This window comes from Bartonella machadoae (genome assembly GCF_022559585.1).
Lineage (GTDB): Bacteria > Pseudomonadota > Alphaproteobacteria > Rhizobiales > Rhizobiaceae > Bartonella > Bartonella machadoae.
Genome location: NZ_CP087114.1, coordinates 1,934,823 through 1,950,462 on the forward strand (window position 1 = coordinate 1,934,823; position 15,640 = coordinate 1,950,462).

General features: G+C 41.1%; 11 protein-coding genes. All 11 read left to right on the forward strand.

The features are described from left to right. Window positions 1-114: 114 nt before the first annotated feature. The 11 genes from LNM86_RS09160 to LNM86_RS09215 all read left to right on the forward strand — a co-directional run bounded on the left by LNM86_RS09160 (window position 115) and on the right by LNM86_RS09215 (window position 15,515). Window positions 115-426: a type IV secretion system protein VirB7 gene (locus tag LNM86_RS09160; RefSeq protein WP_241437435.1), complete on the forward strand. Its 312-nt coding sequence runs from the start codon at window positions 115-117 to the stop codon at window positions 424-426. Continuing rightward, complete coding sequence (locus LNM86_RS09165; protein ID WP_241437436.1) at window positions 380-1,084, forward strand: VirB8 family type IV secretion system protein; 705 nt, start codon at window positions 380-382, stop codon at window positions 1,082-1,084. The genes LNM86_RS09160 and LNM86_RS09165 overlap by 47 nt, the downstream gene beginning before the upstream one ends. After that, on the forward strand, window positions 1,081-1,947 hold the full coding sequence (virB9, locus tag LNM86_RS09170) for a P-type conjugative transfer protein VirB9 (RefSeq protein WP_241437437.1): 867 nt from the start codon (window positions 1,081-1,083) through the stop codon (window positions 1,945-1,947). Before LNM86_RS09165 ends, virB9 begins: the two co-directional genes overlap by 4 nt. Continuing rightward, window positions 1,940-3,085 (forward strand): type IV secretion system protein VirB10, encoded by a 1,146-nt coding sequence (gene virB10, locus LNM86_RS09175; RefSeq protein ID WP_241437438.1) that lies wholly within the window; start codon window positions 1,940-1,942, stop codon window positions 3,083-3,085. Before virB9 ends, virB10 begins: the two co-directional genes overlap by 8 nt. A gap of 20 nt (window positions 3,086-3,105) precedes the next feature. After that, window positions 3,106-4,173, forward strand: a complete 1,068-nt coding sequence (gene virB11 / locus LNM86_RS09180) for a P-type DNA transfer ATPase VirB11 (protein WP_241437439.1) — start codon at window positions 3,106-3,108, stop codon at window positions 4,171-4,173. 283 nt (window positions 4,174-4,456) lie between these two features. After that, window positions 4,457-6,085, forward strand: a complete 1,629-nt coding sequence (locus tag LNM86_RS09190; protein WP_241437440.1) for a BID domain-containing T4SS effector — start codon at window positions 4,457-4,459, stop codon at window positions 6,083-6,085. Window positions 6,086-6,446: 361 nt separating this feature from the next. Beyond that, window positions 6,447-8,075, forward strand: a complete 1,629-nt coding sequence (locus LNM86_RS09195; protein WP_241437441.1) for a BID domain-containing T4SS effector — start codon at window positions 6,447-6,449, stop codon at window positions 8,073-8,075. A gap of 167 nt (window positions 8,076-8,242) precedes the next feature. Next, entirely contained in the window at window positions 8,243-10,162 is a 1,920-nt protein-coding gene (traG, locus tag LNM86_RS09200; RefSeq protein WP_241437442.1) for a Ti-type conjugative transfer system protein TraG, read from the forward strand. A gap of 632 nt (window positions 10,163-10,794) precedes the next feature. Beyond that, complete coding sequence (locus LNM86_RS09205) at window positions 10,795-12,393, forward strand: BID domain-containing T4SS effector (protein ID WP_241437443.1); 1,599 nt, start codon at window positions 10,795-10,797, stop codon at window positions 12,391-12,393. A gap of 316 nt (window positions 12,394-12,709) precedes the next feature. Next, window positions 12,710-13,729: a BID domain-containing T4SS effector gene (locus LNM86_RS09210; RefSeq protein WP_241437444.1), complete on the forward strand. Its 1,020-nt coding sequence runs from the start codon at window positions 12,710-12,712 to the stop codon at window positions 13,727-13,729. Between the two features lie 316 nt (window positions 13,730-14,045). Next, complete coding sequence (locus LNM86_RS09215; protein ID WP_241437445.1) at window positions 14,046-15,515, forward strand: BID domain-containing T4SS effector; 1,470 nt, start codon at window positions 14,046-14,048, stop codon at window positions 15,513-15,515. Window positions 15,516-15,640 lie beyond the last annotated feature (125 nt).

The following is a 15,640-nucleotide window of genomic DNA, read 5'->3' on the forward strand; positions in this document are numbered from 1 at the left end:
ATATTCTTGGTTTCTACCAGACCAATGAAAACCTAGCATCCTATGCGTTTGTGAGATGACTTAAAGCAAAAGCTTCAACAGGTTTGTATTCCAAAATATTTGTGAGTTTTAAAAATGAAACGAAAAATAACTTTTTTTGTGATCCTAACCATGACCCTTACCGGCTGTGCTTCACTGAGTGGCTCCAAAAAGCCACCACGCTGTAATGGCAAACAGACCCGCGTTTTAAATAGGGATAAGTGGGATTGGGACGATACAAATAGACAACAAGGAAAAATGGTAAAACCTATCACAACACCCATCATCCTGAATACCCTAGAAAGCGAACAAGCAACAGCGGACGTGACGCTTCAGCAAGCCTCATTCAATCCCCTAAATCATGAAACGCACTTTGATAAAACGGTGGAGGATACGCGTGAAAAGTGATGCACTTGAAGAATATATAAAAGAGGCACGTTCATTCGATATTGACCGCATGTATGGTATGCGCATACGGATGAAAATTGCCATGGCTTTAACAGTGCTTTTTGGATTAATGACCATCGCTTTAGCTTTAGCTGTAGCAGCATTAACCCCCTTAAAGACCGTAGAGCCCTTTGTTATCCGCGTTGATAATTCAACAGGTATTGTTGATACAGTGCACGCCCTCAAGGAATCTCCCAATGACTATGATGAAGCAATAACACGCTATTTTGCTGCCAAATATGTTCGTGCCCGTGAGGGATTTCTATCATCAGAAGCAGAAAATAATTTTAGCTTGGTCTCTCTGCTCTCTTCACCTGCCGAACAAAATCGTTTTGCTAAATGGTATGCCGGCAACAATCCAGAAAGTCCACAAAATATCTATCAAAATATGAGTGCTACGGTCACAATCAAATCGATTTCTTTTTTAAGCAAAGATCTTATTCAAGTGCGTTATTACAAAGCGGTCAGAGACCTCAATGGCAAAGAAACAATTTCCCATTGGGTTTCGATCTTAAACTTTTCCTATATTAATGCACACATTTCCACGACAGACCGCTTAATCAATCCCCTTGGTTTTCAAGTATCGGAATATAGATCCGATCCAGAGGTGATACAATGAGCCAATTTTCAAAAATAATCTTTTTCACTTTCATCGTCGCAATAACCGGTTATACAGCGCCCCTCTTTGCCGAAACAACACCTGTAAGTGGACGCAAAGACAATCGTATTCGCTTTGTTAATTACGATCCTTACAATGTTACGCAAATTATTGGTTCTATTCGTTCCTCAGTGCAGCTGGAATTTGCCGATGATGAAGAAGTGACCTATGTCGGTATTGGCAATTCTGTTGCTTGGCAAGTTGCACCAGCAGGCCACTTTCTTTTTTTAAAACCACGCGAAGTTCAACCTGTCACCAATTTACAAATTGTCACCACCCGCCAAGACGGTAGCAAACGCTCTTATCAATTTGAGCTCCAAGTGCGAGAAGGTGATGTTTCAGCAGGCAATGAAACCTATTTTCTCGTCAAGTTTCGCTATCCAGAGGATGAAGCTTTGCGCAAAAAATTAGCTGAAGCAGCAAAGGCTGAACAGCGTGAGGCAAATTTTGTCAATGATATTCTCAATATTCATGAAGAATTCGGACCACGCAATTGGGCTTATGAAGCACAAGGCTCAACGCTCATAGAACCTAGTTCTGTTTATGACAATGGTAAAACAACAACCTTTACATTTGTAGGCAACAGCGAAATTCCTGCCATTTATCTTGTCTCTTCTGATGGGCAAGAATCTCTGGTTCCCAAAACCATTAAAGGCAATCAGGTTATCGTTCATACGACAGCCGCGCAATTTACTTTACGCCGTGGCAATGACGTGCTGTGCATCTTCAATAGAAGGTTTGCTCCTGAAGGTATCAACCCCGAAACGGGTACAACATCCCCCTCTGTACAACGTAAAGTGCATATAGGAAACAGCCATGAATGACAAAATGGATGAAAAAGACTTCAATGATCGTGATACAATAAAAGACGCTCGCGGAAAGAACCAACAGAGCAAGATAGGAAAAGCAGCTGTCCTTCTTATTCTTTTCAGTGTCTGTCTTTATTTAGCATATTCAACACTTGCCACAGAACAAAAACAATCTGTTGAACCTCCCAGAAAAGGGATTATTAAGCAAACAGAGATTTTCCGCCCTGCTGATATAAAACCAACACCTCTTCAACAAAGTGAACAAAAACAAAGCGAACAAAAGAGCACTCTGTTACCCAAAGTTGAGCTCCCAACACCGACAATAAATAATCAATCAACCGCTGACACTAAGCTTTTGGAAGCAGCACAACGTGCTCCTGTGTTGGCCTATGCAAATCAACAGCAAGGACAAGCAGCAACAAATAATGGTGTTGCACTGAACCCACTTGAAAAAAAGCCTGATGAAACAGCACAACGCTTTAATAATCTTCTCAAGCCCACAACCCTTGAAGGTGTTCGTGCTTCAACACTTGGTGACCGCAACTACATCATCGCCATGGGTTCTTCTATTCCCTGTATTTTAGAAACAGCAATTAGCAGTGATCAACAAGGGTTTACCAGCTGTATCGTTTCCAGAGATATTTTATCAGACAATGGCCGCGTTGTCCTCCTTGATAAAGGCACACAAATTGTTGGCGAATATCGCGCTGGATTAAAAAGAGGGCAAAGTCGCCTCTTTGTTCTCTGGAATAGAGCGAAAACCCCCGATGGTGTCATTATCACATTAGCTTCACCTGCTACGGATTCTTTGGGACGTTCTGGTATGGATGGCAATATTGATAATCATTGGTTCGAACGCATTGGCTCTGCGCTTCTTGTTTCGATTGTCAAAGATGCAACAAGCTACGCGAAAAACCGTCTTTCTAAAGGTTCGGAGAAGAAAGAATCTGAAACCGCCGCTTCGGGGCAAAATATTGCCAATATCCTCACAGAAAATTACACCAATATTCCTCCTACCTTGACCAAAAATCAAGGGGAAATGGTCAATGTTTTTGTGGCTCGCGATTTAGATTTTTCCAGTGTTTATAAATTGAAAGTGATTGAAAACAAAAACAAAATTATCAATCGCACCCTTTCAAGAAACTTTTATTAAAATTCTACGGTGCCTTTAAAATGAACGCAAACATAGACCCCTTGCATGATGAAACTGTTGCAATTGTTTTAACAAAACTTGAGCCAATCCGTGCTTTTTTGAACGATGAAAGTCTTTTTGAAGTTGTCATCAATCGTCCCTATCAAATCATGACGGAAGGGTTTGAAGGATGGCAAACCATAGAGGCACCAGCTCTTTCGTTTAATGAGCTTATGGGGATTGCTAAAGTTGTCGCCTCCTACTCTAAACAAAATATATCGGATAAAAATCCCATCTTATCAGCGACGCTACCCAATAATGAACGTATTCAAATTGTCATTCCTCCAGCGGTAGAAAAAGACACCATCAGTATAACAATTCGCAAACCGTCATCACGCAATTTTTCCCTAGAAGATCTTGCCAATAAAGATCTTTTTTCCTTGTGTGAACAGGTCTCATTTACCCCTTTAAAAGATTATCAATCGCGTTCTCATGAACTTAAAAACATTGAACATGACTTGATAACGGCTTATTGCAACAGGGACTTTGTTTCCTTTTTAAATCAAGCTGTACAACATCAAAAAAATATTCTGATTTCCGGAAAAACCGGTTCGGGAAAAACAACACTCTCAAAGGCACTGATTGCCAAAATTCCCAGTAATGAACGTATTATCACCATTGAAGATACACAAGAACTGGTTGTCCCACAACAAAACCATGTTTCTATGATCTACTCAAAAGATGGGCAGGGTTTAGCTTCTATTGGTCCCAAAGAATTGCTTGAATCTGCTTTACGCATGCGCCCTGACCGCATTCTTTTACAAGAGCTTCGTGATGGTACAGCCTTTTATTATATCCGCAATGTCAATTCAGGTCACCCTGGTTCAATTACCACGGTTCATGCCTCAACGGCCCTGTCTGCCTTTGAACAAATGACCCTTCTGGTCAAAGAAAGTGACGGTGGAAGTGATTTAGAGCGTGATGATATTCGAGGGCTCTTGATCTCAATGATTGATATTATCATCCAATGTAAACGGATTAAAGGAAAGTTTAAAGTCACAGAAATCTATTATGATCCGTTCAAACAACGCAATATTTTCGGGGAGTAACGGCATGAAAAGACCCTCCGCAAGACCTTTTAAAGCAACTGCTGAAAAACGATAAGGAAGAACAAATGGCAACAAAAAGAACAAAAGATCTTTTATCGCATAGAGCAAAAGAATTCAAAAAAAGCGCCGTAAAGCAGTTAATGCAGCCATCAACGGTCATGCAATTGAGGGGATAACACTTCATCAAAAAACGCTTGAATTTTAGAAAGATCCGCAAAGAGAGATCTTTCACTCGAAGAATTTAACATTCTTATGGACAGTGCTATATTATAAGGAAATAACAATGCCAAAAGCAAAAACAAAAACAAAAGGAATGCCCTCGCTTCATCACTATGTCTATCCTGGCACCAACACACTGAAAAATAAATATAGAACAAAAGACTTTATAACCTTCGTTCAAAAATCGAGACATGATACAGAAAAAGCAGCAACCGATCTACGAAAAGAACCCCTACCAGAACGATTTGATAGCACCTACCTCTGCCGTATTCACCACCAATTATTTCAAAAGACATTTGAATGGGCTGGTTTAACCCGCGATGTTCCCTTCACCTTTGCTGATGGCACCACAGCCGTCATGCCAGGAATGCAAAAAAAAGACTCGGAGGTTTTTTTTGCCGTCGGTGACGAAATCCAAGAAGGCTTACAAAAACTAGAACAAACACTTGCCGAAAAAAATAATTTGCGAGGCTTAACACGTGAAGATTTTGTTAAAGAAGCAACGCCAATATTTGTCTCTCTCAACCAACTCCACCCCTTCAGAGATGGGAATGGACGCGTACAACGCGTTTTTTTTGAAAATCTCGCCAAAGCAGCAGGGCATCAACTTGACTTCTCGCTTGCCACAAAAGAACGCCTGACAACTGCCAGTATTGCAGCAGCGCAAGATGGTGATCTAGAGCCTATGCACCATCTGTTTGAGGATATCTCCCATCCAGAAAAAAGGCGTATTTTAAAAGAATTCATGAACAGCATGAAAGCTCTTGGACGTAATGTAAATGACCGCCCTGTTATGGTTGCAAAAGAAGGTGAGACCTACTCAGGAACGTATAGAGGTGCTGGTGTTGAAGGATTTACAGTCAATGTCAAAGGTGCTTACATCATTGGCAACAAAGATTATCTCGCACCAGAACAATTAAAAACCTTAAAACCCGGTGATAAATTTACCTTTACAGTCCCCAAAGCACAAGATCTTGAAAACACGCTCATTCCCAAAGAGGCACGAACCTCTTTGACGCAAGATGAATATGCCGAAATGATTAGCCAAGATGCTTGTGTCAATGCATGCCGCGAACAAATCCAGAAATCGGCAAAAATTGTTTATGGAAGCTCGAAAATATTAAACGCACAGATGGAGGAACTTATTAAAAATCCAAATCTTAGTCAACAACTTGCGACACAGATTGCGAAGCGTCCGCATTCTATTGCGCATCTTGCCGGTTTCGACTTCATATGCTTAAAAAATCAAGCACGTGCCGATGCTGAAGAGCATATTGAAACACTCTGTCATGCCGTTACAAATTTTGCACATGCTGTAAAAAATGCTAAACGAGAAATCACAAAAGAGCATCAAGCAGAACAAAAACGCTGCGGACAAAAAGTAGCAATGCCAAATCAGAACTTGCAAAATCTCTTCGCTTTACCAAAAGAATTACAGCAAGAAACCTTACAAGCTTCTCCCTCTCTTCAAAAAGAACTCCGCGGTTTTGTAACAGAGATCAATGCGCGTCTCTCATCAAACGAGCAGAAGGCCATCAAGAACAATGATCATGAAACACTTGCGAAAAGTCTTGGTGTCTCAGAACGTAAAGCACAGGAAATTACCGATATCACGAAGCAAGCCAAAGAAATACACCAACAATCGCAAGTCCGTACATCCAATCGCTCAAAAGGACTCGCTATGGCGAGCTAAACAGTTTGCACTCTTTTTCCTTCATTGGAACACCCACAGCAAGGAGGTATTTTAACAAACCCATGCTCTCATGAGAAAAACAACTGTTCATAGTGTCTAGAGAAAAAAGGCGATATTTCACACTATAGGCGTCATTTTAGAGCCATATGAACAGAATAAAATAGACACAATAAATGATAACTTTAAGAGAAGGATAACAAGATCACAAAGAGGAAACGCACGCAGAACACTCAATATCTCTCCCCTTAAAAGAACAACGCTCTCTTTTAGGAGAAGAGGCAAAAAGAGACATTTCACATAAAAAGTTTAATGCCACCATAAGCCATCTTATTGAATCTCGTTCTATTATAAGGAGGTCATTATGCCAAAAGCAAAGTCAAAAACGAAAGGAATCCCCTCACCGCATCATTATATCTATCCTGATACCAACGTACTTAAAAACAAATATGGAGAAACGAATTTAAAACTCTTTTTAGAAAAATGTTCGCATGATAGAGAACAAGCAACGAAGAAGCTGCGTGAAGAAGCGCTGCCAGAACATTTTGATTTTGCTTATCTGTGTCATCTCCATCACCAATTATTTCAAAATACCTTTGAATGGGCTGGACAAATCCGCACGGCTCCCTTCACATTTGCAGATGGCACCACAGCCGCTATGCCGGAAATGAAAAGGGCAGAATGGGACAAGGCTTTTGTCAGTGATGCGGAAATCCTTGAAAATTTACAAAAATTAGAGAAAACACTTGCCGAAAGAGATAATTTGCAAGGCTTAACGCGCCAAGAATTTATCACTCAAGCGGTAGGCATCTTTGTTTCTCTCAAAAATATCCACCCCTTTGTAGATGGCAATGAACACGCAGCGCAACTGTTCTTTGAAAATCTTGCCAAAGCAGCGGGGCATCAGCTTGACTTTTCGCTGGTAACACAAGAGCGCATGATGGCTGCCTATACGCAAGCAGCACAATATGGCAATCCAGAACCTATGTGGCATCTCTTTGAAGATATCTCCAATCCCGAAAAAATACGTACATTACAATCCTTTATGAACAGCATGAAAGAACTTCGGCGTGATGTTGATGATCGTCCTGTTATGGCAGCAAAAGAAGGTGTTACTTACCTTGGCACCTATCAAGATGTGAATTCTCATAGCTTTCTGCTCGAAACGCAAGAGATTTACATCATCGGCAATAAAAAGCAGCTTACGCCAGAACAAATAAAAACCTTAAAATCCGGTGATACAATGCTTTTTACAGCTCCAAAGGCACAAGAGCTTGAAAACACCCTCATTCCCAAAGAAAGACTAGAACCTCTTACAGAACGTGCGTTTGCACAAAGGGTTGCAAACAGTGTTCATGTTGAGACAGCTCGAGAGCAAATTCAACATTTGTCAAAAATCGTTTATGGCAACTCAGAAATATTAAACGAACAGATGGAAGAGATGTTTAAAAATCCAGATTTAAGTCGAAAGTTTTCTAATCAGATTAAACGCGTTCCTCATTCTATTTCTTCTCTTTCCGGTGCCGATTTTTTGTTCTTTAGAACGCAAGCGCGCGCAAGAGCCGAAGAGCATGTCATTCTGCTTTCTCGTGCCGTTATACATTATGCGGATGCTGTCACTTATGCGCGTCATGCCATCACGCGAGAACATCAAAACGAACAAGCACGCCGTGGAAGAGAGGTAGAGAAGCCGAGTAAAGAGTTACAAAATCTTCTTTACTTATCACCAGAAAAACAAACAGAAATCTTATCTCAATCTCCTCTGTTATACCAAGAACTGCACAGTTTCATACGCACTTTAGAGCATCGTCTCTCATCAAACGAAACTCATGCGATCAAAACCCATGATTATGAAACACTTGCGAAAAGTCTTGGTGTAGCAGAACAAAAAGCAAAGGAAATTACCAATATTGTTGAGAAAGCCAAAGCAGCCCATGAACAAGTTTCCCTCCGTAAGATTAATCGTTCCAATGTGCTGGCTATGGTCAGCTAAGAAATGTAAAAATTTGCATCTCCCTTTGCACATTGATCATTGATGGCGAGGAGATCTTTCTCACCTTCTCTCGCATATGAAAAGAGAGAGTATTGAACGCTCTCTCACCACTTTTTAAAAACATCGTTTACAGCACACTCGGATAAAGACACTGGAAGTAAGAGACAATGCAATACACAAAAACGCAACTTGCGCTTATTTTAATGCCAATCCCTTTAGGCATTTTAACAATATTCCTCGTTCCTCATTTTTTGTTGTTGATCACCAATGGTTTAACAAATGATCAAGTTTATTGGTATCTTCGCTCAGAACCGTTATTGATGTTAGGGCTGGTAGCTGCTGTTTTCTTATTTTACACGCTGTTACAAAAACTACACCTCCGCAAAGCGATTACACATGTCTCAGCTGTTTTTTTTGCGCTCCTTGCCCTTTACCACATCAGCGGTGAAGTCATACGCTTAAGTCCCTATGTTGGTCAACAAGGCATAACGTGGAATTATGCTCTCCAATTTATGGATTCCATGGTTATCTATGGTGTTATTACCGGCTTTGTTTTTTTAGCAATTCAAATTTTTATAAGCTTTCCACACGATAACAAAGTCAAGCGTGCCAAAAAAGGTGTTTTTGGTGATGCGGCATGGATGAATTTACGAGAAGCCGGAAGAATCTTTCCTGCCAATGGTCAAATTGTTGTTGGCGAAAGATACCGTGTTGATCAAGATAATGTCTGCAATATTCCCTTTGCACCTGGCAATAAAAGCACTTGGGGAAAAGGTGGAAAAGTGCCCTTGCTTTCTTTTAATCTTGATTTTGGTTCAACGCACATGATCTTTTTTGCCGGCTCTGGTGGTTATAAAACAACAAGCACGGTGGTTCCGACCTGTTTAACCTATCCAGGCTCCATTGTTTGCCTTGACCCTTCCACGGAAGTTGCTCCAATGGTGAGATTTGCTCGAAAAAAAATGGGCAATAGAAATGTTATTGTTCTTGATCCCAATTCTATTTTAACAAAAAACTTTAATGTGATCGATTGGCTTTTAGATGACAGCGTACCACGCACACAACGGGAAGCCAATATTGTGAGTTTTGCCAAATTGCTTCTCTCTGATAAGAAATCAGAGAATTCTTCGGCGGAATATTTTTCAACACAAGCGCATAATCTTTTAACCGCTCTTCTTGCCCATGTGATCTTCTCAGATGAATATGAAGACAGTGAACGCAATTTGAAAACATTACGGGGGATGTTGTCTCAATCAGAAACGGCTGTTGTCAATCAACTCCGTGTCATTCAAGAAACAACCCCTTCTCCTTTTATTCGTGAAATGGTTGGTGTTTTTACAGAAATGGCAGAGCAAACCTTTTCAGGGGTCTACACGACTGCATCAAAAGACACCCAATGGCTTTCTTTGTCTAATTACGCTGATCTTGTTTGCGGTGATGACTTTGCATCTTCGGATATCACAAATGGCAATACAGATGTTTTTCTCAATCTCCCAGCGAGTATTTTAAACAGTTATCCAGCCATTGGACGGGTGATTATTGGTGCCTTTTTAAATGCCATGATCACAGCTGATGGAAATTATAAAAAGCGTGTTTTATTTGTCTTAGATGAAGTTGATCTTCTTGGTTACATGAATATTTTAGAAGAGGCACGCGACCGTGGTCGTAAATACGGCACATCCTTGATGCTTTTTTATCAATCCACGGGTCAGTTGGTCAATCACTTTGGCGAAGCAGGAGCCCGATCATGGTTTGAAAGCTGTTCATTTGTCAGTTACGCCGCCATTAAAGATCTCCAAACAGCCAAAGATATTTCAGAACGCTGCGGTCAAATGACCGTTGAAGTAACCGGCACAAGCAAATCGAGAGGTTTGTCTTTGGGCAAGAGCTCTTACAACTTTAATTATCAACAACGAGCCCTCATTTTACCGCATGAAGTGATTCAGAAAATGCGTCAAGATGAACAAATTATCCTTATGCAAGGGCATCCCCCTTTACGATGTGGTCGAGCGATCTATTTTAGAAGAAAAGAGATGTTAGCAGCTGCTGACAAGAACCGTTTTGCTCCACAAAAAAAGAAAAACTAACCCCCTGTTATGGGAAAAACGGTCAGGATCATAACAACAAGAGAACAGCAACAACAAACATTTTCTTTCATAAAGGTCCATTAAAAAGGAGTTTCTGTATAGCCCCCCAAAAAAACCACGCCCAAAAAGAAAAATCATAATGGAGAAATTTTTGATCACTCCTTTTATACATGCAAATTTTATACGTGCCGGCCCCCAACATCAGCGCATTGTGAAAGCCCTTTAAAAGACCAACAGCAATCATGATCAAAACTCCATTCTTTAGACACCGAACAAAGAGCTTTTGAGTAAAACGGCTTAGAAAGGAAAATAACTGAAAAAGAGAGCATCTATCACCACTCCAACCAATCAGAGGAATTCCCTCAAAGAGAGCACTCTCTAAACAAACCAAAAAAGACCACCTTCCCTACCAACAACGCCAACACACCATCCATTTTTATGCAAAAAAAATGACCAAAACCCCGTGCAACACTTGATACAATCCATCACACCTCTACAAAATAGAGAGTTGAGAAAATAAAACGCTCTCTCTTAAAAAGCTTAAAATCTCAAAAAAAGACGCGAAGGGGGGAATTTGAACACAAAGCGTTTAGCACGCTTATCCACCAACCCCGCCTCATAAGGAAAAAAAGATGTTAGAGCAAAATTATCTGTATAAAAAGAGCAAAACACTGAAAAATAAATATGGTATCACAGATCCACAACAACTCTATACACGCAGTGCCAAAAATGCAGCCAAAGCAGCAGTAAATTTTCGCCTTGAACCACCACCACAAAAATTTGATGCTGACTACCTAAAAAAGATTCACTGGAGTCTTTTCTATCAAACTTTTGAATGGGCTGGCCATACGCGTGATCAATCCTTTACCTTTGCGGATGGCTCCACAGCACGTATGCCAGCAATGCGCCCCAAAGGTTATGAGATGCCCTTCGCTGTCGGTTCTCAGATTCAAAAAGAACTAAAGAAATTAGAGCGAAGTCTTCGCGCCAAGAACAATTTACAAGGCTTATCACGCCAAGAGTTTGCTACCGAGGCCGCTGAAGTTTTTGCGACACTCAATCATATCCATCCTTTCCGAAAAGGGAATGGACGTGTCAATCGCATGTTCATGGAAAAACTTGGGGAAGCAGCAGGTTATAAGATTGACTTTTCTTTTGTCACACAAGCACGCATGAACTTTGCCTGTATTGAAGCCATGCAAAATGGCAACCCACAGCCAATGCAAGATTTGTTTGAAGATATCACCCATCCGCAAAAAGCACAGCTTTTAAAAGAATTCATCTCCCAGATGAGAAATTCTGGTCTCAATGAAATCAACAATCGCGTTGTTGTCGCCGCAAAAGAAGGTGTACCTTACGATGGTTTCTATATGGGGTCTTCAGCAGAAGGTTTTGTTATGGAAGTGGCAGGCGCTTTCGTTGTGGGCCACAAAGATGATCTCGCACCAGAGCAAATCAAAAACTTACAAAATGGCGCCCGCCTCTGCTTTGAAAAAACCAATGTTCAAAATATACGAGAAACTCTAATTCCGAAAGAAACATTAGCGCCTCTCTCCCCTAAAGAACTTTTTGATAGGCTGCAAGATGATCCCTCTATCGAAACATGCCAAAAACAAGTTGAGAATTTATCAAAACGTGTTTATGGCAAGAGGCATGCGTTAAGAGCACAGATGGAGATCACAAATGGTGATCCAAGCTTGGGGGAACAGTTTGTCAATCAAATAGCGCAAAATCCTAAAGCCATTGGTAAACTTGCGGGAAGAAAAGTTCTTGGCATAACAAGCCCATCGCGAAGACAAGCTGAAGAGCATCTTCCACAGCTTTGTGAAGCCTTTAAAAATTATGTAACAATAGCACAACAGACGAAGGAGGAAATTCTAGAGCAACACGCAAAAGAACAAAACCGCTTGGGCAAATCTGTTGAAAAACCCTCAAGAAACCTGCAAACTCTTTTTTCTCTACCAGTGGATCAACAAAGAGAAGCCTTGTCTCATTCTCCTACACTAAAACAAGAACTGCATAGTTATGGGCGTCAATTACACTGTCGTTTGTCATCAGAAGAGCGTAAAGCCATACAGGACAAAGATATCACAAGACTTTCTTGCCTGCTTGGCACCTCAGAAAGCAAAGCCAAAGACATTGCCAAAGCCGTAGACCATACCAAAGAAGCACAATGTCAAGCACGCGCCCTCAAAGTTAGTCGCTCTTCATCCCTCGCTCTTACCAGCTAACAATCAACAGAACATTGAGCGTTGGCTCTGATCTCTTGGTGCCAATCATTCCCTCTCGATTGCGCCAAGAATGTTCTAAAATATTACAAAAAAGTTCCATCAAAACAAACCCAGTAATTTTATTTAAGTTATTGATAAAATATCACAAAAAAACTGTATAAAAGACACAAACATCAATTACATTAACAGTGAATAGCGCAGAATCTTTGGAGGTCATTCAGTCATTCAAATGAGCACCTTTTTTGTAAAAGCGATTTAAGCATAAAGGTGGAGAATGCACCAAAGAGGTTTTCTAAATTTTTGAAAGGAAACATGCATGAAAAAACATCAACAAAGCCCTTCTTCAGCAGTTAATCCAGAAGATCTCTATGCACAGGTTAATAAACCAAAAAGAGAGCAGCATCAGGCACAAACACCAGAAACTCCCTATGCCCCACAATACCCACTACAAGGCGCCAGTTCCTCTTCAAGACCGCGTCGTGGACAACAGCGTGAAGAGCTCGTAAGCCCCTATTCAGTAAGTGATCTGTCAAAAAACAATTGGCGAGCATCCCTCGAAGAACCCCAAAACTGGTATATAGATAGAGAACATCCTCATAAACAACCAGAACATCACTACGCAGATCTTGACTTCGGTGGCAATAGCGGGCGCAATCCTCAACGAAGATCAACGCATCTCTACGCAGAAATAGACCCACGTGGAGGGCGCAATCCCGCGCAACCAGTAGAAAGTGTCTACGCAGAGCTCGGTAGAGGAAATGGTGGACCAGACGCTGACCACCGAGAAAACCCTATCTACGAAGGTGTGGAAGCAAGAAGAAGAACGTCACCTCCCCAAACAACGAAAGATTTAGTAACTTCAGGGCTTTTAAAAAACACAGCCTACCAATATGGTGCAAGCGAAGTTAAAGTATGGTGCGCAACTGTGTATGGTAACGAGAATGCTTTGAATGAGAAACTTTTTGAGATTCTTAATGATCCTAGCAAAGGACGTGACATCTTACAAAAACTGATGGAAGATCCTGAAAGCCCTGGTAAGCTTGCGGGTCACAAAGCACTTGGCGTCAGAAGCCCAGCCCGCAAAGCAGCTGAAGACGGTTTTCAGCCCCTTTGTGATGCTCTTGAACGACATGTAAGGACTGCAAAAAAGCTACACAAAGCTCTTACACGTGAACATAGCCAAGACAAGGGTATTGAGAAAGGTCAAGAAAGTCTAGAGCGTGGACACCACCACCATCATGATCGCCATCAACGCCAAGGAAGGGAGCATGAATCTCCACAACAAGAAAGGCACCACCGCGGCAGAGAGCAAAGTGGAATGGCTTTTGCGATGTAAGTGTGGATAAAGGAAAAATGCATACATTTTTGCCTTTGATCTGATTTTTAGCGCAACCAAAATAAAACGGTTGCGCTAAGGATTGTTGTCAAATGTTATAGAAAAAATCATCACAAGAGATTGCGTAACTTTACATAAATCATTGATAAAATTGCATAAAAAGACTGTATAGAAGACGTCAATGTCTCTTACAGGGTGATGAGTAGTGCAAATTTTACAAGCCATTCGAAGGAGTATGGTGCAGATAAAACAATCATATAAAAGGTAGCCTATCCACTAAAAAGGTTTTCTGAAACAATTTTGAAAGGAAACATATATGAAAAAAAACAAACCCTCTCCTCCGCACCGTTCAGTACAACAACTCATAAACTTCTACGAACAAACGGCTACAGGGCACACTACCTCAGAAAATCTTTCCCAAAAACCTGCCGCACAAAGCAACAAACCGTCTTCTCCTTTAGAAAAAAAACAGCAGCAACAACCTATAGGAAGCACGCCAACGAGCACTAAAGACATTTTATCAACATCCGTTCCGTCTCAACCAACACCCCCACTCATGAGAAGCGATCTCCCTGAAAGGAGTCCCTCTCTCGAAACCATAAACACCGCAATGCCCCAACAAGGAAGGGGGCTTTCAACTATACTGGAAGAAGATGAGGAGGTATTTTTCTTTTCCAGAGAAGGAGAGAATTCCTACGCAACAGAATCTCCGAAAAAACCGCCACGTACAAAAAGCATACAGAGAGACAGCACATCTTCTCAAGAAAATGAAGCTCTCTTGGCGGCAGCAACTTCACAAAGACCAGCAATGGCTCTCTCAGAACAACAAATGATGCTGCTTCTTCCTCACAGCCAATTGGTAAAAACATATCAAGAAAAAATCCAAAATTTGTGCCACATTGCTTATGGTAACAAAGATGCTTTACAAGCAAAAATGGTAGAAATTCAAAAAAATCCTACCATGGAAGAAGAGCTCTCATGGCAAACGACAGCCCATCTTGCGAGTTCTAAACTTGCCGGTATCAATCTTTTGGGTTTCAAAAATCAAGCACGCAGAAATGCAGAAGAAAGTCTTTCTGCTCTGTGTAACGCTCTTGCTGGTTATAAAGAGGCTGTAAAATCTGCAAGAGAAGACTTCTTGATGAATCCAGACACAGTCCTCATGCATTATGAACACTCTATGGGCCGTGAAGCACTTACTGAGATTCTACAAAACCCAGCCCATCCTGAAAGGGCGCAACACGCACTCTCAAGCGCAGAAATCTCTGCTATGATTCAAAAAGAGCCAGCAGTCAAAAGATATCATGCACAAGTCAAATATTGGAGCGATGTTGTTTTTGGCAATGCGAATCTTTTTACAAAACAAATGGAAGAGATTTTCCAAAATCCCATTATAGCAGAGGAGTTCACATGGCAACTTGCCGCCTATCCTCAATCTTTTCATCACTACGCGGGTATCAACATGTGTGGCTTTAGAAACAATGCACGAAGACATGCTGAGGCAGGTCTTTCCCATCTCATTGACGCGGTTGACAATTATGCAAATGCCGTCAATTTGCAAAAAGAGCAGCTTACAGCAGTGCATCAAAAACAGCATGAACCGTCTACTCAACAAGAGAAAGACTTACAAAGACACCACAACTTACAAAAATCTTCTAGAGTCCCTGAATATTTACCCTCCACCTCACATCTTGAGACCCGTGAACCCTCTCACACACATGAAAAAAGATCAGACATTCACCCTCAAAAGGTTGCATGCCCAAAAACGATGGCTCTCGCCAACTAAGCATATCGAAATTTTCGCTTTTCATCCTGTTTTTTTACGCAATTTTCACGAAGCAAAAGAGGCAATAAAATGAAAATTTGATCAGCACTTTCTTTAAATTAAGCCTAACTGGTTCATAGAACAGC